Source organism: Gardnerella sp. DNF00753, assembly GCF_049244275.1.
In the GTDB taxonomy this organism is placed as follows: domain Bacteria; phylum Actinomycetota; class Actinomycetes; order Actinomycetales; family Bifidobacteriaceae; genus Bifidobacterium; species Bifidobacterium greenwoodii.
On record NZ_CP058393.1, the window covers coordinates 146,031 to 168,487 of the forward strand.

At 43.5% G+C, this 22,457-nt stretch carries 17 protein-coding genes; 7 read left to right on the forward strand and 10 right to left on the reverse strand.

What is annotated here, in order from left to right:
• Window positions 1–13: 13 nt before the first annotated feature.
• Window positions 14–1,186 carry an exodeoxyribonuclease V gene (locus HXT33_RS00660; RefSeq protein ID WP_421787126.1) on the forward strand — a complete coding sequence of 391 codons (1,173 nt, stop codon included), beginning with the start codon at window positions 14–16 and terminating at the stop codon, window positions 1,184–1,186.
• 348 nt (window positions 1,187–1,534) lie between these two features.
• Here the strand turns inward: HXT33_RS00660 and HXT33_RS00665 are convergent, their stop codons facing one another.
• The 5 genes from HXT33_RS00665 to nrdH all read right to left on the reverse strand — a co-directional run bounded on the left by HXT33_RS00665 (window position 1,535) and on the right by nrdH (window position 6,742).
• Window positions 1,535–2,128 carry a hypothetical protein gene (locus HXT33_RS00665; protein ID WP_410296386.1) on the reverse strand — a complete coding sequence of 198 codons (594 nt, stop codon included), beginning with the start codon at window positions 2,126–2,128 and terminating at the stop codon, window positions 1,535–1,537.
• A 364-nt stretch (window positions 2,129–2,492) separates the two neighbouring features.
• Window positions 2,493–3,572: a class 1b ribonucleoside-diphosphate reductase subunit beta gene (nrdF, locus tag HXT33_RS00670; protein WP_004134133.1), complete on the reverse strand. Its 1,080-nt coding sequence runs from the start codon at window positions 3,570–3,572 to the stop codon at window positions 2,493–2,495.
• A 102-nt stretch (window positions 3,573–3,674) separates the two neighbouring features.
• Window positions 3,675–5,909 (reverse strand): class 1b ribonucleoside-diphosphate reductase subunit alpha, encoded by a 2,235-nt coding sequence (gene nrdE, locus HXT33_RS00675; RefSeq protein ID WP_410313753.1) that lies wholly within the window; start codon window positions 5,907–5,909, stop codon window positions 3,675–3,677.
• A 68-nt stretch (window positions 5,910–5,977) separates the two neighbouring features.
• A complete protein-coding gene (gene nrdI, locus HXT33_RS00680) occupies window positions 5,978–6,478 on the reverse strand; it encodes a class Ib ribonucleoside-diphosphate reductase assembly flavoprotein NrdI (protein WP_004134137.1) in 501 nt (166 codons plus the stop codon).
• A gap of 3 nt (window positions 6,479–6,481) precedes the next feature.
• A complete protein-coding gene (gene nrdH / locus HXT33_RS00685) occupies window positions 6,482–6,742 on the reverse strand; it encodes a glutaredoxin-like protein NrdH (RefSeq protein ID WP_004134139.1) in 261 nt (86 codons plus the stop codon).
• Between the two features lie 362 nt (window positions 6,743–7,104).
• On the opposite strand from nrdH, the gene gndA reads away from it, so the two are divergent.
• Window positions 7,105–8,559: an NADP-dependent phosphogluconate dehydrogenase gene (gene gndA / locus HXT33_RS00690; protein ID WP_421787130.1), complete on the forward strand. Its 1,455-nt coding sequence runs from the start codon at window positions 7,105–7,107 to the stop codon at window positions 8,557–8,559.
• Window positions 8,560–8,660: 101 nt separating this feature from the next.
• Here gndA and pgl read toward each other — a convergent pair whose 3' ends face one another.
• The 4 genes from pgl to HXT33_RS00710 form a co-directional block, all read right to left on the reverse strand.
• Complete coding sequence (gene pgl, locus HXT33_RS00695; protein ID WP_019260666.1) at window positions 8,661–9,485, reverse strand: 6-phosphogluconolactonase; 825 nt, start codon at window positions 9,483–9,485, stop codon at window positions 8,661–8,663.
• Between the two features lie 90 nt (window positions 9,486–9,575).
• The gene (locus HXT33_RS00700; RefSeq protein ID WP_102695020.1) at window positions 9,576–10,517 is read right to left on the reverse strand and encodes a glucose-6-phosphate dehydrogenase assembly protein OpcA; all 942 of its coding nucleotides are present in this window, start codon (window positions 10,515–10,517) and stop codon (window positions 9,576–9,578) included.
• Window positions 10,514–12,094 carry a glucose-6-phosphate dehydrogenase gene (zwf, locus tag HXT33_RS00705; protein ID WP_004135828.1) on the reverse strand — a complete coding sequence of 527 codons (1,581 nt, stop codon included), beginning with the start codon at window positions 12,092–12,094 and terminating at the stop codon, window positions 10,514–10,516. The genes HXT33_RS00700 and zwf overlap by 4 nt, the downstream gene beginning before the upstream one ends.
• Before the next feature lie 131 nt (window positions 12,095–12,225).
• Window positions 12,226–14,727, reverse strand: a complete 2,502-nt coding sequence (locus tag HXT33_RS00710) for an acyltransferase family protein (RefSeq protein ID WP_421787132.1) — start codon at window positions 14,725–14,727, stop codon at window positions 12,226–12,228.
• Between the two features lie 189 nt (window positions 14,728–14,916).
• Between HXT33_RS00710 and HXT33_RS00715 the strand changes: the two genes are divergently transcribed.
• Complete coding sequence (locus HXT33_RS00715; protein ID WP_308582051.1) at window positions 14,917–15,411, forward strand: inorganic diphosphatase; 495 nt, start codon at window positions 14,917–14,919, stop codon at window positions 15,409–15,411.
• Between the two features lie 89 nt (window positions 15,412–15,500).
• Here the strand turns inward: HXT33_RS00715 and HXT33_RS00720 are convergent, their stop codons facing one another.
• A complete protein-coding gene (locus HXT33_RS00720) occupies window positions 15,501–16,292 on the reverse strand; it encodes a beta-carotene 15,15'-monooxygenase (protein ID WP_116794375.1) in 792 nt (263 codons plus the stop codon).
• Between the two features lie 273 nt (window positions 16,293–16,565).
• Here HXT33_RS00720 and HXT33_RS00725 point away from each other — a divergent pair, with 273 nt between their 5' ends.
• The 4 genes from HXT33_RS00725 to valS all read left to right on the forward strand — a co-directional run bounded on the left by HXT33_RS00725 (window position 16,566) and on the right by valS (window position 22,454).
• Window positions 16,566–17,339: a winged helix-turn-helix transcriptional regulator gene (locus HXT33_RS00725; RefSeq protein WP_116794374.1), complete on the forward strand. Its 774-nt coding sequence runs from the start codon at window positions 16,566–16,568 to the stop codon at window positions 17,337–17,339.
• Between the two features lie 9 nt (window positions 17,340–17,348).
• Window positions 17,349–18,020 carry an endonuclease III gene (gene nth, locus HXT33_RS00730; protein WP_415704018.1) on the forward strand — a complete coding sequence of 224 codons (672 nt, stop codon included), beginning with the start codon at window positions 17,349–17,351 and terminating at the stop codon, window positions 18,018–18,020.
• A gap of 136 nt (window positions 18,021–18,156) precedes the next feature.
• Window positions 18,157–19,647 (forward strand): ABC transporter substrate-binding protein, encoded by a 1,491-nt coding sequence (locus HXT33_RS00735; RefSeq protein ID WP_421787629.1) that lies wholly within the window; start codon window positions 18,157–18,159, stop codon window positions 19,645–19,647.
• Between the two features lie 47 nt (window positions 19,648–19,694).
• Window positions 19,695–22,454: a valine--tRNA ligase gene (valS, locus tag HXT33_RS00740; RefSeq protein WP_421787135.1), complete on the forward strand. Its 2,760-nt coding sequence runs from the start codon at window positions 19,695–19,697 to the stop codon at window positions 22,452–22,454.
• Window positions 22,455–22,457 lie beyond the last annotated feature (3 nt).

The following is a 22,457-nucleotide window of genomic DNA, read 5'->3' on the forward strand; positions in this document are numbered from 1 at the left end:
AAAGTAGGTAGTTATGAAATTATTAACGCGTATGATCAATTTTTTGCCGCATGATGCTTGGCAGAAAATTGGAATTGGTGCAATCATAAGTTGTACTTTGATTCTTGAAATTTGTTCCTATAATAAGCTTCATTACTACTCTAATTGGCATGCAATTACGGTTGAAATAGTATGGATTGTAATCTGCTTATGCATTGCAATATGGCCACGTAAGGCATCTTTTATTGTGCTCATTTGGATGCCGTTGGTAATTATTGCGCCAAATATCAACTACTCATCTATGATGCTTACTATATTGATTTGTTTGGCAATTGCTGTAATTACTCAACCTTGGTACACTGTGCTTTCTTCTTGCGGGGTATCTTCATGGTTCTTTATTATCTGCGATTTTCAAAACGCTTATGTGTTGGCGTGGTGGCTTCTTATCACTCTTATTTCTAGCGCAATCGTAAAATACTATATTGCTACTATTCACCAACAGCAGGAACAGTTATTTGCACAGCGTTACAACGTTTTTCAAAAATATGCCACTATTGCAGCAATTCGCATGCACGATGAAGTAACTAATGAGCTTTCCAGCATTATGATGATGGCCCAACAATCTATTGAACCTCAAACAACTCATGACCAAGAGCATGAAAATTCTCGAGAGATTCTTCAATGTGCTACTACAACTATTCATAAAGCACGTAATATCATTTCTCTTCTTGACAATGCTACAACTGCAAGCACTAGCGATGTTATGCAATCTACTACATGTTATAAAGATTTTTGCACAGGCTTACGTGTTTTATTTGACTGTGAACAAAAGTCATTTGAAAAGCTTGGCTATATTGGTTCCATTGACTTGAGTAGTGATTTAACTGCTGAAGATTCTCGGTCAATCCATTTGCCTTTTGAAGAATGTGCTCAAATTGAATATATTTGCAGAGAACTACTTGCGAACGTAAAAAAGCATGCTGCAAAGCCTAAAGAATACGCTATGAATGTAATGCTTAATGACCATGAATGTCATATTACGTGTATAAATAGTGCACAACGCGGTATTCTTTCTAACTTGCAATTAGGATATGGACTGCGTTTCCATAAGATGCTTGCGGAACGAGTTGGAGGAACTTTTAAAGTTATTGAAGATGGCGATTCGTGGATTATTAATGTACACGTTCCACTTCATGTAGAGAAATAGTTATTGTGCAAGCATAAATTATTGTGCTTTCTTGCGCTTTAATCGAGTACTTGGATGTATTTCGACCGAGTATTTGGACGCTTTTCAATCTAGTATTTGGACGTATTTCGACCGAGTATTTGGACGCGTCTTTGCGCAGCAGATGTAAGTAGGCGGTTAATCTGTGATGTAGAATGCTTTTCCATTGCCACGATAACGCGTGATTTCGGCCGCGCGATATGGTCGTAACTATTGTCTCGTAATCAGTTAAAAAATATTGCCTGTTCATCAACCTCGTCGATGCACAGGCAATATTTTCAAAACAACAAAATTTGGTAAATAATCTAAATTTTGCGGCTAAATCGTTTACTAATTTGCTACGTCAAGAACCACTAAACGTTGTCCGCCATAAGTTCTTGCATCAAGACAAGTTTGAATAAAGTAAGCAGATTTAGGGAATTGCTCAACATATCCTTTGAACTGGCTTAGCAATTTATCCGCGCTTCCGCCACCCTCAAAGTCTTTATAATCTGCCACTTTGTAATCTTTGCCGTTTAGTTTAACAGGCATGCCTTTTTGGAGTTTCTTTAACAACATTCCTGAACTGTTTAAACGGTCAACAACCATATAATGACCAGTAGTAACTTGGAACCAGTCATCTTGAAGCGTCCAGTGGTAGAAAGCATCTTTAACGTAAGCCAACTGATCAGGATAAGCATCCCAAATAACGCGTTTAGTTTCGCCTAGGGCTTCCAAAGTTCCTTCTTGCCCTTTTACAAAAGCTTCGGAGATTTTCTTCTTTGGAGCCTTTTTGACTGATTTTGAATGTTTTTTAGCAGACTGGTGGGCTATTTTTGTTGGCTTCGGATTGTTTGCTTTGGAGTTACCGCAGGCTGCTAGCCCCACCAGCGAGCTGAAGAGCACTACAATACAAAGTAATTTTTTATAAGTCATTTTCCCCATAAATGGACTTCTTTCTTCTTATAGATGCGTCTAACGGCTGTTAGTCATCCTTACAAACTTGGACTCCAACTTTAGTGCCAGCTCAGTTCAGTTCAAAAATCTTGGTTTGAACGTGAGTAGGAGTGATGGCCACTGCCGATTTTTGCATAAACAAATCAACAAGACCGGTTCCTTTTCACATAGTGTACCATAAAGGCTGAGTGACCTGTGTTATTTTTTGACTTCTAGCTTTTATATAGAATCTATTTTGCTGCAATAATTTACCTAACTAAATTAAAATTGGTTAGCTAATTAAGATAATTAGCTAACCAATCAGTTAGTTATTCAGTTATTCAGTAAATTAGTCAGTAAGTCAACTGTGCGATTAGAAGTCCCAATCGTCGTCGTCAGTTTCAACAGACTTGCCCATAATGTAGCTGGAACCAGAGCCGGAGAAGAAGTCGTGATTTTCGTCGGCTGCAGGAGAAAGAGCTGCGAGAATTTCTGGGCTTACGTGAGTTTCTTCTTCGCTGTACTTAGCAGGGTAGCCAAGGTTCATCAAAGCCTTGTTAGCGTTGTAACGCACGAAGTCAAAAACGTCATCGTGGAAGTCAAATCCTTCGTAAATCTGACCAGAATACTCAACTTCCAAATCGTACAAAGTGTCAAGCAAGTTCATAGTGAACTTTTCAAGATTCTTCTTATCGTTCTCGCTTCTAAGCTCCAAACCGCGCTGGAACTTGTAGCCGGAATAGTAGCCGTGAATTGCTTTATCGCGCAAAATCAAGCGAATCATGTCGGCAGTGTTCATCATCTTACCGCGAGAAGCAAAATAAAGCGGAAGATAGAAGCCCGCGTAAAGAAGAAGCGAAGAAAGCATAGTTGCTGCAATCTTGCGCTTAAGCGGATCTTCGCTCTCGTACTCGCAAAGCACGGTGGTAACGCGCTGCTGCAAAACGTCGTTGCCAACAGCCCAACGGTAAGCTTCGTCAATCTCCTCGCTAGAGCAAAGAGTGGAGAAAATAGAGGAGTAGGAGCGAGCGTGAATTGACTGCATAAAAGCAATATTCGTGTAAATAGCCTGCTCGTGCTCCGTGCGAGCGTGCTCAATTTGGCAAAGCTCGCCAATAGTTGCCTGGCTGGTATCGAGTAAAGTCAAGCCTGTAAAAACGCGAGTAGTGGTCTTGCGCTCAAGGTCGGTGAGGGAACGCCAAGAAGGAATATCGTTGCTCAGCGGAACTTTTTCTGGAAGCCAGAAGTTAGCAATAAGGCGATTCCAAACGTCCAAATCTTTGTCGTCAATAATATTGTTCCAATTAACTGGGCGCACGCGCGATCCGTGATGGTAGCGGTACTGAGATGGTGTGATAGAAGCTGCCATCATAGCGTCGTCTGCGATTACGCGATTCGTGCCGAAAGGCTTATCGAGACTACTGCGCAGTTCTGTTGGGCTGAGTTCTGTCATTATTACTCCTAAATTATTTGTTTCATACTACGTTTTATAAAATTTTTAAGTTTTGATTTAATCTTTAAAGATTTACGGCGCTGCGATTTACAGCGATGTGATTTACAGCGTGCAGCTTACGCAACCCTCGATTTCCGTACCTTCCAAAGCCTTCTGGCGAATACGAATGTAGTAAAGAGTCTTAATGCCCTTACGCCATGCGTAAATCTGAGCCTTGTTCAAATCGCGAGTAGTAGTAGTGTCTGGGAAGAACAAAGTAAGCGACAATCCTTGATCCACATGCTGAGTTGCTTCAGCGTAAGTGTCAATAATCGCCTTCCAACCGATCTCGTAAGCGTCCTTAAAGTACTGCATATTGTCGTTCGTCATGTATGCGGCAGGGTAGTAGACGCGACCAACCTTGCCCTCTTTGCGAATCTCAATGCGAGAAGCAATAGGGTGGATTGAACTCGTGGAATGGTTGATGTACGAGATTGAGCCAGTTGGAGGAACGGCCTGCAAATACTCGTTGTAAATGCCATCGCGCAAAATCTCGTCGCGAAGCTGCTCCCAGTCCGAAACGGTTGGAATCGCAACGTTAAAGCGAGCAAACAAATCGCGAACCTTTTGAGTTTTAGGTTCAAGAGAGCGGCTGCCATCTGTGTACTTATCGAAGTAGTTGCCTTTGCCTGCTGGCTTAGCGTAAGCGCTTGTCTTAAAGCTTGCAAAAGCAGTCCTGCGCTCTACAGCCAAAGCGTGAGAAGCCTTATAAGCGTGGTAAGCAACCGTCATAAAGTACATGTCTGTAAAGTCAAGAGCTTCCTCGCTTCCGTACTGCATGTGCTCGCGAGCAAGGAAACCGTGCAAATTCATTTGACCCAAGCCAATAGCGTGACCTTCCGCGTTTCCACGACGAATCGAAGGCACAGAATCAATAGAAGTATGCTCCGAAACAGAAGTGAGCGCACGAACAGCAAGCTCAACGCTTGTGCCCAAGTCGCCATCCATTGCCTTAGCGATATTAAGAGAGCCAAGATTGCAAGAAATATCGCGACCAACGTGGCTATAAGACAAGTCGGCGTTATAAGTGCTTGCTTCCTGAGTTTGCAAAATCTCGGAGCACAAGTTGCTCATAGTAATGCGACCCTCAATAGGATTTGTGCGATTTACAGTGTCTTCAAACAAAATGTAAGGGTAGCCAGACTCAAACTGAATTTCCGCAATCGTCATAAAGAATTCGCGAGCGTCGATGTACTTCTTGTGAATGCGAGGATTTGCAACCATCTCATCGTAATGCTCGGTAACGGAAATGTCTGCAAAAGGCTTGCCATATTCGCGCTCAACATCGTAAGGACTAAACAAAGCCATCTTTTCCTTACGCTTAGCAAGCTCGAAAGTAATATCTGGAATCACAACACCCAAAGAAAGCGACTTAATACGAATCTTCTCGTCTGCGTTCTCGCGCTTAGTGTCAAGGAAACGCATAATATCTGGGTGGTGAGCGCTAATATACACTGCACCTGCACCCTGTCGAGCACCAAGCTGATTAGCGTAAGAGAATGAATCTTCCAAAAGTTTCATAACAGGAACAACGCCACTCGACTGATTCTCAATGCGCTTAATAGGAGCGCCAAGTTCGCGCAAATTCGTAAGAAGCAGAGCAACACCGCCGCCGCGCTTAGAAAGCTGCAAAGCAGAGTTAATTCCGCGTGCAATAGACTCCATGTTGTCTTCCAGGCGCACGAGGAAGCAGCTCACGGCCTCGCCGCGCTGAGCTTTACCAAGATTCAAGAACGTTGGTGTAGCTGGCTGGAAGCGGCCTGCAAGCATCTCGTCCAAATAGTTGAGTGCTGCTTTTTCGTCGCCGTCTGCGAGTTCCAAAGCGACTGCAGCTGCGCGCTGAGCGAAGTTTTCCAAATACTGCTTGCCGTCAAAAGTCTTTAAAGCGTAAGAAGTGTAGAACTTAAAAGCGCCCAAGAAAGTACCGAAAGTGTGGTGAGCGGCTTCTGCGTGCTCATAGAATTTATCGAGGAACTCGTCGCTGTACTTTCCGAACACGTTGCCGTTGTAGTAGTAGTTGTCAATCAAATAATTCAAGCGCTCGCGAGTGGAAGCAAACTTCATGCTGTGCTCTTGCACGTAACCCGAAACGTAAAGCTTTTCTGCTTCCGTGTCTTTATCAAACTGAATGCCTTTTTCTGGATCGAAAAGACCGAGCATAGCGTTAAGAACGTGGTAGTCGCGGCTGTTGCGAATGCGTTCTGCTGTGCTGCTTGCAGCTGCGTTTGCAGTTTCGCTGGAGTCAGTGTGATCAAGATTAAGCGAAGTAGATTCGCTCATCGGATCCGTGCTATTCATTTGATTGATTCCTTTCTTCATGCGTTATTTTTTTATTTTCAAACGCTGATTGTTTTTGATTATTTTGATTATTTAGTTTCTTTTGCTTCTTTTAGTTGTTTTAAAAATTTCGGTATTCCCTGCGCTACTTTTTCAATATCTTCTTGAGTTCCCGTGAGCTCAAACGAATACATATTTGGGATTGCGCACTTTCCTGCAATCTGACCGCCTGCAGCGCAATAAGCATCTCCAAAATTCGTATTTCCGGAAGAAATTACTCCGCGAATAAACGAACGATTTTCGCGATTGTTTAGGAATTTGCGTACTTGCATTGGTATTGCTTTTGCAATATTTCCGCCGCCGTAAGTTGGTACGATTAGCACGTACGGTTCTCGCACGTTTAATTCCGGGTCTTTTGGCCGAAGTGGTATGCGATACACGTTTACGTTATTGCTAGGAAAATCGCAATTTTGCACGAAGCGTAATGTGTTTTCGGAAACTGATGAAAAGTAGACTACAGCTCCGATTGATTCGCCTTGTGCGCGAGATTCTGGCTCGCTTGGCTGTTGGATGCTTTCTTGTTCACACATTTCTCATGCTTCTTTTGCTGTTTCTGCGGAAGTTCCGAGTTTATCCGCAATTTGTGCGATTAAATCTGGGCGGTAACCGCTCCAGGATGTGTCTGGCGCAATAACTACAGGTGCTTGACGGTATCCTGCATTGCGCAATTGATCCAGTGCTTCAGGGCTTTTTGATAAGTCTACAGTTTCGAAGTTCACGCCAAGTTTTGTGAACTGTCGTTTAGTGGCATCACACTGTGGGCAATGAGGTTTTGTAAACACTGTAATTGTCATTTCAATCTCCTCTGGTGATGGGGAATCGTTAGATTCCGCGGTGTTAGCACAAAAGCCAAAAGTCAGCATACTACTCATAATTACTATTTGTAGTGGTGTGTCGATTATTCAAACACTACATATAGTTATTGTTTATATTTACAGAATCCGCGTGTTTGTAAGCGTGTCGTACTTTTTTGGAGATTTTGAGAACGATTTGTTTGTATTAAAAATGTAATTTATATCACAAAATTTACTTAGTGTAACTTGCATTTTTTGCATCGAAAATCTTGTGCATATAGGCCGATAAAATTAAAAAGTGTGTTTCCTGAAGGGGAGTAACGCAGAAACGAAAATATAACAACAAGATAAGAGGTGTCGTAATGACTCAAGCTCAGGCAAATATTGGCGTTGTTGGCTTGGCTGCAATGGGATCTAATTTAGCGCGAAATCTTGCGCATCACGGAAATACTGTGGCAGTTTATAATCGTCATTATTCGCGAACTGAAACGTTAATGAATGAGCACGGCACTGAGGGTGCTTTCGTTCCAGCTAAAACTGTTGAAGAATTTGTGGCCTCTCTAAAGCGTCCGCGCACGGCGATTATTATGGTAAAAGCTGGCGCTCCTACGGATGCTGTTATTGAAGAGCTTGCAAATGCTATGGAGCCTGGAGATATTATCGTCGATGGCGGAAACTCTTATTTTGAAGACACGATTCGCAGAGAGCGCAGCATTCGTGCGCGCGGTCTTCATTATGTTGGTTGCGGTGTTTCTGGAGGCGAGGAAGGAGCTTTGCGCGGCCCTTCGATGATGCCTGGTGGAACTGAAGAATCTTGGAAGACTCTTGGACCTATTTTGAAGTCTATTGCGGCTGTTGCAGAAGGCGAGCCTTGCGTAACGCATATTGGTACCGATGGTGCTGGTCACTTTGTAAAGATGGTTCACAATGGCATCGAGTACTCGGATATGCAGCTTATTGCTGAAAGCTACGATTTAATGCTTCGCGGTTTGGGCATGAAGTCCGACGAAATTGCAGACGTGTTTAGCGAGTGGAATAAGGGTGAGCTTGATTCTTATTTGATTGAGATTACTGCGGATGTGCTTCGCCAGAAAGACGCTAAGACTGGTAAGCCTTTAGTTGAGATGATGGTGGATCACGCTGGCATGAAGGGCACTGGCACTTGGACTGTGCAGTCTGCTCTTTCGCTTGGAATACCGGTTACGGGTATTGCTGAAGCTGTGTTTGCTCGCGGACTTTCTAGCCAAGTTGCATTGCGTGAAGCTGCTGAAAGCCAGGGTTTGACTGGCCCGGATGTTCATTTTGATTTGAATGATGCTGAGCGTAAGGCGTTTATTGAGGATATTCGTCAAGCTTTGTACGCTTCTAAGATTGTTTCTTATGCTCAGGGCTTCGATGAGATTGCGGCTGCTGCAATTGAGCATGATTGGAAGATTGACCAGGCTGCTGTTGCTCGTATTTGGCGAGGCGGCTGCATTATTCGTGCTCAGTTCTTGAACCGCGTTTCTGAGGCTTTTGAGTCCGGTGAAGCAAGCGTTTCTTTGCTTTTTGCACCGTACTTTAAGGATGCTATTGAAAAGTCGCAGGCTGCTTGGCGTCGTGTTATTGCGCGCGCAGTTGAGCATGGTGTGCCTGTGCCAGCATTCTCTAGCTTGCTTGCCTACTACGATGGTTTGCGTTCCAAGCGCTTGCCAGCTTCGCTTATTCAGGCTCAGCGCGATTTCTTCGGCGCTCACACTTACGGCCGAATTGACGAGCCGGGCGTATTCCACACTTTGTGGGCAGATTCTAATCGTCCAGAAGTAAAGCAAGATTAAAACAAATAATATTTAGAATAAGCAGGCCTCTGCATAATAATGCAAAGGCCTGTATTTTATTTTATTCTTTTTAATATATTTTGTTGCTGAATTTTATGCAGTTATTCAATAGCAGCTTGCAGTGTGCTTGCGGTGGTTAGCCAAGAGATTTCCTCAGTTCCGTTTGCAAAAGACGCAGGATATTCAGGATTATTAGCTCCCGAAAGTGAATTCATTAAAGCAGCGCCCTTTTCTGCTCCGGCAGTCAAAAACCAAGTGCGGCGACTGTGAGCCAGCACAGGAACTGTAAGCGACAATCGCATTGGCGGAAGCTTAGGGGAGTGGTTTACTCCAACAACAATGCGCTCGCGATTATTAACCTGCGGCAATCCCGGGAAAAGCGAAGCCATATGCGCGTCCGGGCCCATGCCAAGAATTGCTAAATCAAATACTGGCTCTGGCCCAAGTAATCCTGTAATTTCTTCCTCATAGTCGCGCGCTGCAGCATCTAAAATAGCGTCATTTTCAGCGTCGCTGGCTGCTGCAATTTCTTCCGCACTACGCTCATCTGCAGGCATCTCGTGAATATGAGATTCTGCCAAAGCTTTGTGAGAAGTAAGTAAGTCAAGCAGCGCTTCGCGAGTTTTGCGTGCGTTACGATCCTCACTATCGTAAGCTACGAAACGCTCATCTGCCCACCAAATATGCACTAAATCCCAATCAATCACCGTTAAAAGCGGATTGCTGGCAAGCATTTGGAACATGCGAATCGAATCCGTACCGCCAGTAATAAGTAAATGGAATGGCTTGTCGAGATTTTGCACATTAGCTTGTGACTCCATAAGAAGAATTGCCAAGCGCTGAGCTGCAACGGCTGAAAGTACGTCGGGGTTATTGTAGCCGTAAACGCTTGCGTTGTGTGCAAAAGTAACTTCATTATCTGTCATAATTATTCCTTTATGCCGTTAAAAATGTTTCACACGCTGTTTCATACGTTGTTTCACAAGTTGTTTCACGCGTTGTGTATTTTTATAGACTTAATTGTTTTCTGCAGGATTATCTCGAACCAGCTGTGCGTAAATTTCGTCCGGATCAATTCGTCGCAATTCCTCACTTAAGCAATCATCCAAGGTGCGAATAGGAAGCGCAATTGGTTGAGCGGTCTGATAGGGAAGACTAATTAAAGCCTGATCTCCGCCAGCAGGGCGAGTAAGAGACAAAGTGCCATCCTCACGCTCTAAAGTTACGGAAGTAATAGCTTTAGCCTCAGGATTCTCAACTATTTCTACAGGCACTCGCAAACTGCTCTTAAGCCAAGCTGCCAGTAAATGCAAAGAAACATAGTGCGTAGGGCCAGTAACTTTTGCGCTAGTAATTGGCAAATGCGGAGGCTGATCGAGCATAGAAGCAAGTAACGCGCGCCAAGGAGTTAAACGCGTCCAAGATAAGTCTGCGTCTTGCGGAGACCAGTTTTTGCGCAAGTTTTGAACAGTTTTAAGAGTGTCGTCTGCGCGCTGAGCATCAGTAATTCTGCTACTTGCCATAGCTCCAAGCAAATCGTGAGCAGGGTCTTCCGGAGCGTTCGTCGGCCACCACGCAACAATCGGCGCATCTGGCACAAGTAGCGGAATAACAAGCGTATCCGGGTGGCGAACCAAACCGTTATGCGGATACAAAATAATAATCTCGCCAGCTCCAGCATCAGCGCCAAAACGCACTTGAGCGTCAAGATTTGGCACAATTTCTCCGCGCTCAGCAGCATGTTCGCTAGACCAGTCGCGAACCATAGCAATAACGCGGCAAGGATGCTCGCGGCTCGCAGCATTAGCAGCTTCGAGAGCATGTTCCAATTCTTGAAGATCTGTGTCTATTAAAAGAGTAAGCACGCGCCCAGTTGCGGATTCTCCACGCTCTTCGTGCAATTCGTCGATTTTTTGCGAAATTTTACTGGTATTAGTATCAGGAAGGTTGATAATCATGGCAGCCTCCAATGGCGATTATTACGAGCAAGCATGTCGTCTGCTTCCTTAGGACCCCAAGTTCCAGCGCGATACGGCTGTGGTTGTGTGCCAAGTGAACTCCAAAATTCCTCAATAGGATCGAGAATCTTCCAGCTCAAATCTACTTCTTCAGTAGTTGGGAACAGTGGAGGCTCGCCAAGAAGAACGTCAAGAATCAGACGCTCATAAGCTTCAGGTGAACTTTCAGTAAATGAACGTCCGTAACTAAAGTCCATAGAAACGTCGCGGACTTCCATAGCAGTTCCGCCAGGAACTTTCGCTCCAAAACGCATAGTAACGCCCTCATCTGGCTGCACGCGAATCACAATAGCATTGCTACCAAGCTCTCGAACAGCAGTTGATTCAAACGGCAAGTGCGGAGCGCGCTTAAAAATCACGGCAATTTCTGTAACGCGTTTGCCTAAACGTTTGCCAGTGCGCAAATAGAATGGCACTCCAGCCCATCGGCGAGTGTCAACGTCTAGTCGCACAGCAGCATACGTTTCAGTAGTGCTTTTAGGGTCGATTCCTTGTTCTTCCAAGTAACCAACTGCTTTGTAAGATCCTTGCCAGCCTGCTGCGTACTGTCCTCGAGCAGTATTGGCAGCCAAGTCTTGAGGTAGTCGGATTGCGGATAGAACTTTCGTTTTTTCAGCAGTCAAATCGCTAGCGCGGAAACTTACAGGCTCTTCCATAGCAGTAAGAGCCATAAGTTGAAGCAAGTGGTTTTGAATAACATCGCGCGCAGCACCAATGCCATCGTAATAACCGGCACGCCCGCCAATACCAATGTCTTCAGCCATCGTAATTTGCACGTGATCAACATAATTTGCGTTCCAAATTGGCTCGTACATTGCGTTGGCAAAACGGAAAGCCAGCAAATTTTGCACGGTTTCCTTACCTAAGTAATGGTCGATTCTAAATACGGAATTAGGATCAAAAACTTCTGAAACAACGCGGTCTAATTCGCGAGCGCTCGTTAAATCATGTCCGAAAGGCTTTTCGATAATTACGCGACGCCACGCGTGCTCGGAAGAGTGAGAAAGTCCAGACGCTGCCAACTGTTGAGCAACAATAGGGAAGCTTGAAGGAGGAATAGACATGTAAAATGCGTGGTTTCCGCGCGTGCCGCGATCTCTATCTAATTCATTTACTGTTTTGCTTAAACGTTCAAACGCAGACGCGTCGTCAAAAGTGCCGCGCACAAAGCGTATTCCTTTTGCAAGATTAATCCAAGTTGACTCACGAAATGGTGTGCGGCAGTGTTGCTCAATATTTTCGCGCACAAAATTTACGAAATGCTCATCAGTCCAGTCTCTTCTCGCAAAACCAGTTAAACCAAATCCTGGTGGTAAAAGCCCTCGATTAGCCAAGTCGTATACGGCTGGCATAAGTTTTTTGCGTGCTAAATCGCCAGTAATACCAAAAATTACTAAACTGCACGGGCCGGCAATGCGAGCCAAACGTAAATCTCTAGGATCTCGTAATGGGTTCGTCCACGCAGACGCATCATCAGCAGTGTGTTGCGTGTTAAAAGGAATCCTCAACTCAGTCATACATACTATCGTAATATTTCGCTGCTATTTTTCCTACACGAGTCGTTATTTTCATTGAGATTCGTTATAGGATTTGCTTGTATCGTGCGCAAAATACTTGTAGTTATGCCAAAATTCGCGTTATTGATAAATCAGGCTCCGCATAGCGCGAGTCGAATCATTTTTGCGTATTTTGGACCGCCAACTGGGGTTAAATGCACGCCATCGTCAGTTAGATATTCAGAATGATCTTTGCTGAAACCATTCCAGTCAATAATGCCAACATTAGGATGCGTTTGAGCAAACTTACGAAGGCGGTCGTTGGTAACGTCTTGCCATGGCTGTGGAACTCTAGTTGTAACGAAATAAACAGGCTTACCCTTAGCAACATCTACCATGTGCTGAAGAACGCTGTCGTCGTGAGGCGGGCCGTTTGTTCCTAACGCGTAAATAACAACATCCCCAGCATGTTTGTTCGAAATATCTTGAGCGTATTCGTCAGCTCCGTGGAAAATCTGCCTGCTTACTTTTCCGTCAATATAGGCATTAGGCATTACTTGTAGCAAGTATGGTTTTGCGCCTTCGGTAATAGAGTCGCCTACCATAGTTAAGTTTACTGAGCAAGTGTTGTGCTTTTTATCAATACGAGTGTGTGATGCGGAAAGATTTTGCGGAACTTTTTCTGCAATTGGGAAAAGCACAGGATGCTTTGATGGTGTTGGCGGAAGCGCTTGTTTTACTACAGACTTGTGCAATCCTTTTGTTTTCTTATTTGAAGCGGATGCGTTTGCCTTTTTATTAGTTTTTGTTTTTTCTGCTTCAGCACTTTTAGCAGCATTTACAGTTAGTTCTGGTCGAATTTGTATTGCGCGTTGTTGAGCAATACTATTCCAATTCAACGGCAAAGCAATTAAGAAAATAGTTATTACGCAAACTATTGCTAATGCTACGAAATGTACTAATTTTTGCAGATATTTTTCTGTTTGTTTTTCAAATAGTTGATAGAAACATTCTGCTACTGCAACAATTACTACAGCTTGCAAAATCTGCTCTTCCCAAGAAACAGTTGTTGTTCTTGTGGCAGGATTGCACAATTCCAAAATTGGGAAGTGTACTAAATAAATAGCAAATGCGCGCTTTCCAAGATAAGATAACGGCGCAAATGCGAAAATTCTTGAGCAAATATTATCAGTCTGAGTGCAAGACCACAGTATTAGCGCGCAGACCGCAGCGGTTATTGTGTATCCACCAAAAGTAAACGCTGAGGATGTGCCGTCTGCATAAACAAAGCACAAAATCAGAACTATTGTTGTAACAATACCTATTAAGGATCTTTGCCACGCGTGCAAAGGGTTGTAAAACACTGTTTTTGGAGCGGTAAATACGTTATCTGGAAGTTCGTGTATTTCAGATTTAGAAGAATCTTCTAAATCTGTATTCTTGTAGTCGTCTTGCAAAATTTCAGCATTGTCAGACAAATCAATTTGTAATCCAGCTCGCAAATCTTCTGGAATACTATTTTCAGCAGGAGATTTTGCAGCATTTTCATCAACCTGCTTGTTGCTTGTGTTCTTTTCAGCATAAGTTTCGTTTGAAGAAGAGCTAGTAATACCAGATTTCGGCAATATTGTGGAAATCTTAACTATTGCATGCTTATTGCCACGAATCCAATAAAATACGCGAATAATCCAAGCGTGTAATGAATGTTTGGTAAACCAAGCCCCATACATTGCCAGCATTGCTCCTAGCAAGAATTCCGATGCTCTTGTGTCAAGAGAATAATAGACGCGAGCTGGAGTAGTGTAATCGCCAAACATGTAGGCAAAGGTAAACGTAAGTATTGTAGAAAGTATCGCCAATCCTGCAGTAATATACATGCGAGTAATTGCGCGTTTAACAAGCTTCACGAGGGCCGTAAGAATAAGTGGCCACACAACGAATGCTTGCATGATTAAGCCAAGATACCATAAGTGTTTAATTGGGGAAGGTAATCCTGTTTGCTCAAAATACGATAGTTTGCGCGCAACGTACATTATGTTGCTAAAGAAGCCAGCTCCAGAAAAAGCATCCGCTTGTAATTTTGGAAGTAGACTTGGCGAAAAAAGCCACATTATTGGTGCGCTAACTCCAATAATTCCAAGTGTTGGTGGCCAAATTCGCTTTAAACGATGCCAAATGTAGTTAAAGTAGCAAGTGATTAATCTTTTAAATTCGCCAGTTTTTGTTTTACTTTTCTCAATGCTGTTTGCATTGCTACTTATGTTTCCGTTTGTGTTAGCGCTTGTGCTGCTGCTAGTTTCGGCACTTTTTTGAGAGTCTAAATAGCGAAGTATTGAATGTGTACAAAAGTATCCAGCTAAAACTAAAAATAGCGTTACTCCTAAAAATCCTCCAGAAAGTGTGCTTGGACGCATATGGAAGCAAACAATTCCAATAATTGCTAAAGCGCGCAAGCCATCTATTGCAGGATTCCGTTTAGATTCAATCTGATTTTTTACTTCACTAACAGTATTAGTTGATTTAGCGCTTTCATTTGCAAGCTTTTTATTTACGAGTGTTTTACTAGCATTATTTGCGGCCTCAGCTTCCTTTTGGCGGAAGTTTCTATTGGCCGGTGAAACAGTGGAAGTATTCACGCGTTTCTTCTTTGTCATCTTGCCTGCGCTTCGTCAACCATGCTTTTGTGTGTGCACATATTGTGTGTAAAACAGAGCCATAATAACTGTGTCTTTCGACACTTTTGAACCTCAAAGCGTGTTTTGAAATAATGCTTTCTTTAGTGCGCGCTAAAGTGAAATATAACAGTTGTGTCAATTGTTATTAAAGATAATAAAGGAGCCAAAATGGCAGAAACTTTTAACGTTGTGGTAGAAATCCCACGTGGTTCTAAGAACAAGTATGAAGTGGATCACGAAACCGGTCGTGTTTTCTTGGATCGCACACTTTTCACTGCAATGGGTTACCCAGATGATTACGGATACATTGAAGGAACTTTGGGCGAAGATGGTGACCCTCTTGACGCTCTTGTTATGATTCCAAACTCCGTATTCCCAGGATGCGTTGTTGAGTGCCGCGCTGTTGGTTTGTATCACATGGTTGATGAAGCTGGCGGAGACGATAAGGTTTTGTGCGTTCCAGCAGACGTTCGTTTCGACGATATCAAGGATATCGATGATGTGAACGAATATCACAAGGCAGAAATTAAGCACTTCTTCGAGCAGTACAAGGCTTTGGAGCCGGGTAAGGAAGTCCTTCCTGGTGACTTCTGGGCTGGTGTAGATCAGGCTGAGAAGGAAATCGTCGCAGCTCGCAAGCGTTTGGAAGAAAGCGAAAAGTAGGTTTTGCTTTCTGAATAAAAAATCCCCTGCGAGTTCATGGAAAAAATAGTTAAAAAAATAAACTCACAGGGGAAACCTATAATGCATTTTCATGCAACTAACAGCATACCAAGTCCCGCAATATAAATCAACATTCCTGAAAACATTATTGGAAGTAACGAAATAGCAACGTCGCGAGTTACGTTATTTTCGTAGTAATTTTTGCAATTATTCCTAACCCACAAATACGAAAGTCCGGAAAGCAAAATTACCATCAATATGCATAGTGCAGCAACAAATATTCCGCCGTCTGTGTTGCGCAAAGATGGCATAAATCTAATAATAGAAGGCAAAAACATCCAGCCAGGAAGAGCTGCACAAGCAATACTTGCTGTTAGAGTGTGAGAAAGGTTTCTAACTAAATTTGTGCGGTTTTCGCGTAGCATTTGTCTTAAGAAAGTTATGAATGTTGCTGCTACAAGAATTAGCACAAACGACACAGCCCAACGCTCATAAGGCCGTATTGCTGCAATGAATTTACTCATTGAAACAGTTTCATTGTCAATAATAACGCTTTGTGGAAGCCAGCCTTTTAGCGCAAGAGTTGCGCACCATGCTGAAGCTATGCAGGATAGTAAAGCAATAGCTCGATCAATAACATTTCCGTGCAGAGGCCAAAAAGTAAGGAAAGTTAAAAGTATAAGCGCACAAATAACAAGAGTTATTTTTGCTGTTGCTATTGGTAGTGCAGATGCTCCTGCAATTAGTATCACAACAAAAATCTGGCTTGCAATCATTGCTAGAAAATTAGTGTGAGGAATATGTGCTTGTTTTTGAGTGCTAGTACAAGAAGTAGCATCGTTCTGCACTTGTTTATTGCAGATATGTGTTTCGTCGCTCATAGCACTCCTATTTAAGGTAAATATTCGCTCTTATGAATAGTAATATGTGTATAAACTTGATGCATATTACTTATTTCTTATTACTAATGTAGCTTACAACCTGCACTTATTGTTTGTGCTTGTTGATTACACAGAACTTTTGAATTGCTGTATTGTTGACGCAACTTTACGCGAAATAAATTAAAGGTAAGTCGATATTTTTCGTAGCATGGTTTACAATTCCTGTAAAGGCTTGTATTTGGCATTGCATTATTTGTTGGCTGGAGGCATCACATGACCGATATTACGTTGATGACTTCGTGCGCTTCTCCGGCAACTGTTTTGCCTTCGCTAGCGCTGCTTTCTCATAGAGTGCGCGTCCTTTCATTAGATTCTGCGAGTTTATCTAAACTTCCTGCGCAAACAGTTCTTCTAATTGATGCTCGTGAAGATTTGGCTTTGGTTAAATCTTTATGCGCTCTTTTGCGCGCTGAAAATATTACAGTTCCAGTCGTATTAGTTCTTACAGAAGGTGGATTTACTGTAGTAAATTCCTCGTGGAATATTAATGACGTTGTTCTTACAAGCGCTTCACCTGCAGAAGTAGAAGGAAGATTGCGCTTAGCTTCTCAGCGTATTGCAAGTAATGGGTCGTTTGCGCAATCTCAAGATTCTCAAATTAGTGATTCTGCTGTTGACGATGGAACAATGCGCTCGGGTGATCTTGTTGTTGATATGCGCAGTTATACCGTGAGCTTGCATGGCCATCCTGTTGATTTAGCTTATAAAGAATTTGAATTACTAAAGTATTTTGTGCAGAATCCTAGGAGAGTGTTTACTAGAGCACATTTGCTTCAGGAAGTTTGGGGATACGACTACTACGGTGGCACTCGAACGGTTGACGTTCATATTCGACGTCTTCGCGCTAAGCTTGGTGTTGAGTACGAGCATTTAATTGGTACGGTAAGAAATGTTGGGTATCGTTTTGATCCGTCTGAGGCGGAAGAAAATAGCGATGCGGATGAAGATGCTCCAAGCGATTCAGATGCTTCTTCAACGAACTTATAAATTTATAGTATGAAAGAATCAAAACAGGAAAAACTTGCGCGTATACACGAAGAGTATGATCTTCTTTGCAAGGAAATACCTGATCCTAAATGTGCGCTTAATTTTTCTAATCCTTTTGAGCTGCTTATTGCTACTGTTTTAAGCGCTCAAACAACCGATAAGCGAGTTAACTCTGTAACTCCGGAACTTTTTGATACTTTTCCAGATTCACGTTCGCTTTCTGCTGCTTCAGTTGAGCAAGTCGAATCTATTATTAAACCTCTTGGATTTTATCGAGTAAAAGCTCAGCATATTATTGCGCTGTCTGTACGTTTGGAAAGCGCTTTTCATGGCGTAGTCCCCTCAAGAATGGAAGATTTAACATCTTTGCCTGGAGTTGGTCGTAAAACGGCTAATGTTGTTAGAGGAAACGCTTTTGGATTGCCTGGTTTCCCTGTAGATACTCACGTAATACGCGTCACAGGCCGTTTAGGTTGGCGTAAAGATTGCAATAAGTCTAAAAAGTATGCAAATCCAGAATCTATTGAGAAGGAAATAACATCTTATTTTGAGCCTGCAGATTGGACTAATCTTTCTCACCGTCTTATTTTGCACGGCAGAAAAATATGCACTGCTCGCAATCCTAAGTGCGCTTCATGCCCTCTAAAAACAACATGTCCTTCGTCTAATATATTCATTTAGGGCAATTGCGTGTTGTTCTACATTCAGTTGTTGATATAAACTATGAACTATGTCAAGAACAGGCAAATACGCATATCGTACTTACAGATCATCTCATGGTCGTTCTAGTGCAGGTTGGGTTCCATGGGTTGTATTCATGGTTGTTTCTGTAGTAATGATTGGTGTTTTGTGGCTTGGATGGCAGATATACCAAGGGCGTTCGCCTATTGATTCTTTTACGCATCCTGCTGGTAATTCGGTGTTAAAAGTCGGTTTAAGAACGGCTCCGGATTCTCTTGATATTCGTAAAGATAGCAGCGATTCTTTGCAGCAGGCGTTAATTGGCAACGTGTATGAAACTCTCGTAAAACGTGGTGACGATAACAGTTTGCAGCCTGGCTTGGCACAATCTTGGGATGTTTCTCAAGATGGATTAACGTATCGTTTTAATTTGCGCCAAGGTGTGCGATTTTCCAACGGTGACGTTATGAATTCTGATTCTGTGTTGCAATCATTGCAGCAAGGAATTACTAATAATTATCCAGGTTATGAAGCTTTAAACACTATTAAAACAGTTGCTAACCCAGATAATCATACTGTAGTTTTTACGCTCACAAAGCCTAACGCTTTACTTTTACGTCGACTTTCGGGTAGAGCTGGAATAGTGTATGACACTAAAGCTGTTGCTATTGATTATGCGAATGGTGCTTTAGGAACTGGTCCTTTTACTGTTAGCAGTTACAATAAAGGACATTCTTTGGTGCTTGTGCGCAATAATAGATATTGGGGTACGCCTGCATCTTGCGCAAGTATTACTTTGCAATATTTTGATAGTGATACCGCTTTGGCAGATGCTATGGGGAAAGGCAATATTCAGATGGCTGTTCCGCTTGAAGGCAATGAAAACAAGCGTCTTGCTGCTATTGCGGATACAAAAATGGTTGAAGGCCAAAGCACTCGCGTTCGATTCCTTGCATTTAACTCGACTGTTGCATCTATTTTCTGCGATGAGCAAGCGCGTAAAGCTGCTAGATACGCTATGAATGTGCAAACAGTGATGGCTGCTGATGGTAATGGTGGTGTTCCTGTAGGCGGACCTATTGATCCTCTTTCAACAGGATATGAAGATTTAACTGGATTGTATCCTTATAATCCTGCAAAAGCTGGCCCACTTTTCCATTACTTCAGCTCAAGTTATTTAGGAACTATTAGCTTCCTTGTTCCGCAAGGTGAAGGCGATGTTGGCCGCGAACTGTCTAAGCAAATTAGCTCTGTAAGCGGTTTTAAGGTCAATCTTGAAGAGGTTGATCAAAAAACTTTGCAACAGCGTATAAGCGAAGGCAAATATGATATTGCTCTTACAACTTTGAGTAATACTTTAGATGAAGGTGCTTTTGCAGAAAGTGGCTCGCCGTTTGTTTTGCAGGATTCTCGAGCTCAGCAGGCTTGGGCGAATGCAGTCCACTCAAGAAATGCTTCCGAATATGAAGCAAACGTTCGTGCTTATGCGCGTGAAGTAAGCAATAATGCTGCAGCACACTGGCTTTATGCTCGTAAAAGCATAATGGCTGTGAAATCTAATATAAGCGGTTACACAAAGAATATGACTGATCAGCTTCTTCCATTGCACGATGTAAGCGTGAAGTAGAAAGAGTAAGATTTGCGTTGTCGAACTGAGTTTCTAATATTCAGTTCATGAGTGAACAGGATAATAACGCAGTAAAACACGCACATTTAACACCATTGCCTAACAAGGTTGGTGTTGATGGTCTTGAAGACAAGTGGCGTAATAATTGGGAAGAAGCCAAGACTTACGCTTTCCACAATTCCCGCGACCGCAAGGCCGTATATTCTATTGATACTCCACCTCCAACCGTTAGTGGCCACTTGCACGTAGGTCACGTATTCTCTTACACGCATACGGATGTGATTGCGCGTTATAAGAGAATGCAAGGCTTTGACGTGTTCTACCCAATGGGTTGGGACGATAACGGCTTGCCAACAGAGCGTCGCGTGCAAAACTATTACGGCGTGCGCGTAGACACTTCGCTTAAATATGATCCTGATTTTAAGCCGCCTTTTGAAGGCACTGAAGGTAAGAAGATTGAGGCAAAAGATCAGGTTCCTGTAAGCCGACAGAACTTTATTGAGCTTTGCGAACGCTTAACTTCTCAAGATGAGAAGCTGTTTGAAGCTTTGTGGCGTAGGCTCGGTCTTTCTGTGGACTGGTCGCAAACTTACCACACGATTGGCGAGCAGCCTCGCCGAGTTGCACAAAAAGCATTCTTGCGCAATCTTGCTCGCGGAGAAGCGTATCAGAAAGATGCTCCAGGCTTGTGGGATGTTACATTCCAGACTGCTGTTGCTCAAGCTGAGCTTGAATCGCGCGAATATCCTGGTTTCTACCATAAGATTGCGTTCCGTTTCGAAGATGGTACGCCAATTTATATTGAAACTACGCGCCCAGAATTACTTGCTGCTTGCACATCTTTGATTGCAAATCCAGAAGATGAGCGCTACAAGAAGTACTTTGGTCAGGAAGTTTACTCACCGCTATTTAAGGTGAAGGTTCCGATTTTGGCTCATTCTGCTGCTCAAATGGACAAGGGTGCTGGCATTGCAATGTGCTGCACTTTCGGTGACGTAACAGACGTTGAGTGGTGGCGCGACTTGAATCTTCCAACTCGACCAATCATTCAGCGAAACGGTCGCATTGTGATGACAACTCCTGATTGGATTACGGACGAGTCTGGCCGTGAAATGTTTGAGAAAATTGCTGGTAAAACCACCTTCTCCGCTCGTAAAGAAGTTGTTGAAGCTTTGCAAGCTGCTGGAGATATGGAAGGCGATCCAAAGCCAACAAAGCGTATGACGAACTTCTACGAAAAGGGCGATAAACCTTTGGAAATCGTCACTTCTCGCCAATGGTACTTAAAGAACGGCGGTACGGACGAAAAGTTAAACGCTGAGCTTATTGAGCGCGGCAAGGAACTTAACTTCCACCCAGACTTTATGCGCGTGCGCTACGAGAATTGGGTTCATGGCTTGAATGGCGACTGGCTTATTTCTCGCCAACGCTTCTTTGGTGTGCCATTCCCACTTTGGTACCCAGTAAACGAAAATGGGGAAGTGGATTACGAGCATCCTTTGACTCCTAGCGAAGATCGTTTGCCAATCGATCCAACTATTGACGTTCCAGAAGGCTTTGATGAATCTCAGCGTAACCAGCCAAATGGCTTTACTGCCGAGCAAGACATTATGGACACTTGGGCCACATCTTCCTTAACTCCACAAATTGTGACTCGTTGGGAAGAGCCAGGTGAGGAAAACCAGGCTTTGTTTAAGGCTACTTTCCCAATGGATTTGCGTCCACAAGGCCAGGATATTATTCGTACTTGGCTGTTTAGCACGGTTGACCGCGCGTATCTTGAAAACGGCTGCTTGCCTTGGAAGCACGCTGCGCTTTCTGGCTGGATCTTGGACCCAGACCACAAGAAGATGTCTAAATCTAAGGGAAACGTTGTTGTACCAAATAAGCCAATTGAAGAGTTTGGTGCGGATGCTGTGCGCTACTGGGCGACTTCTGCAAAACTTGGCTTGGATGCAACTTACGACGAAGGCCAGATGAAGATTGGCCGCCGCCTTGCGATTAAGCTTTTGAATGCTACTAAGTTTGCGCTCGCGATTGGCCGAGAAAACGATGAACATCAAGTTTTGGAGCCTGCTAGCGCGGATTGGGATTTTGCAAACGTTACGGAAGTTTTGGATCGCTCTGTTATGGCAAAGCTTGCATCCGTTATTCGTACCGCAACTGATGCGCTTGAATCTTACGAGCATTCCAAGGCTTTGGAAGCAATCGAAACCTTCTTCTGGGAGTTCTGCGACGATTACATCGAGCTTGCAAAGAATCGTGCTTACGGTACTGCAGAATCCACTGGACGCACTCCAAGTGAAGCTGCTGTAAAGTCTGCTCGCACAACTCTTGGTCTTGCGCTCGACGCTTTGGCTCGCCTGCTTGCTCCTTACTTGCCTTACGCTACGGAAGAAGTGTGGAGTTGGATGCACGACGGCGAAGGTTCTGTGCATCGTGCAAGCTGGCCATGCGCTAAGGCATATGAGGCTGCTGCAAACGGTGTTTCTGCAGACACTTTGGCTTACGCGGGCGAGGCTTTGGCTACTTTGCGAAAGATTAAGTCTGAAGCAAAAGTTTCTATGAAGACTCCTATTTTGCAAGTGACTTTGAACGTTGCAGAAAACGCTTACAAGTCTGTTGAAGAGACTTTGGGAGACGTTGCGGAAGCGGGTCGCGTTACTGGAGAAGTAAAGCTTAACGCTGTTAAGGCTGCAGATGCTGGAGATTCTTCTGATTCTGAATCTGCGGAATCTGATGCAACTAACGTAAACGTTTCTGTTGCTCAAAGCGAACTCGGCGAAGCTCCTGCAAAAAAGAAGTAATCG

What these genes read in the sequence shown, in the direction of transcription:
- nrdF (WP_004134133.1), bottom strand. Translation starts at nt 3,572, where the DNA reads ATGACAGAACTCAGCCCAACAGAACTGCGCAGTAGTCTCGATAAGCCT.
- HXT33_RS00725 (WP_116794374.1), top strand. Translation starts at nt 16,566, where the DNA reads ATGACCGATATTACGTTGATGACTTCGTGCGCTTCTCCGGCAACTGTT.
- HXT33_RS00660 (WP_421787126.1), top strand. Translation starts at nt 14, where the DNA reads ATGAAATTATTAACGCGTATGATCAATTTTTTGCCGCATGATGCTTGG.
- HXT33_RS00710 (WP_421787132.1), bottom strand. Translation starts at nt 14,727, where the DNA reads ATGACAAAGAAGAAACGCGTGAATACTTCCACTGTTTCACCGGCCAAT.
- valS (WP_421787135.1), top strand. Translation starts at nt 19,695, where the DNA reads ATGAGTGAACAGGATAATAACGCAGTAAAACACGCACATTTAACACCA.
- nth (WP_415704018.1), top strand. Translation starts at nt 17,349, where the DNA reads ATGAAAGAATCAAAACAGGAAAAACTTGCGCGTATACACGAAGAGTAT.
- nrdH (WP_004134139.1), bottom strand. Translation starts at nt 6,742, where the DNA reads ATGACAATTACAGTGTTTACAAAACCTCATTGCCCACAGTGTGATGCC.
- pgl (WP_019260666.1), bottom strand. Translation starts at nt 9,485, where the DNA reads ATGACAGATAATGAAGTTACTTTTGCACACAACGCAAGCGTTTACGGC.
- nrdE (WP_410313753.1), bottom strand. Translation starts at nt 5,909, where the DNA reads ATGAATAGCACGGATCCGATGAGCGAATCTACTTCGCTTAATCTTGAT.
- HXT33_RS00665 (WP_410296386.1), bottom strand. Translation starts at nt 2,128, where the DNA reads ATGGGGAAAATGACTTATAAAAAATTACTTTGTATTGTAGTGCTCTTC.
- HXT33_RS00720 (WP_116794375.1), bottom strand. Translation starts at nt 16,292, where the DNA reads ATGAGCGACGAAACACATATCTGCAATAAACAAGTGCAGAACGATGCT.
- HXT33_RS00700 (WP_102695020.1), bottom strand. Translation starts at nt 10,517, where the DNA reads ATGATTATCAACCTTCCTGATACTAATACCAGTAAAATTTCGCAAAAA.
- nrdI (WP_004134137.1), bottom strand. Translation starts at nt 6,478, where the DNA reads ATGTGTGAACAAGAAAGCATCCAACAGCCAAGCGAGCCAGAATCTCGC.
- gndA (WP_421787130.1), top strand. Translation starts at nt 7,105, where the DNA reads ATGACTCAAGCTCAGGCAAATATTGGCGTTGTTGGCTTGGCTGCAATG.
- zwf (WP_004135828.1), bottom strand. Translation starts at nt 12,094, where the DNA reads ATGACTGAGTTGAGGATTCCTTTTAACACGCAACACACTGCTGATGAT.
- HXT33_RS00715 (WP_308582051.1), top strand. Translation starts at nt 14,917, where the DNA reads ATGGCAGAAACTTTTAACGTTGTGGTAGAAATCCCACGTGGTTCTAAG.
- HXT33_RS00735 (WP_421787629.1), top strand. Translation starts at nt 18,157, where the DNA reads ATGGTTGTTTCTGTAGTAATGATTGGTGTTTTGTGGCTTGGATGGCAG.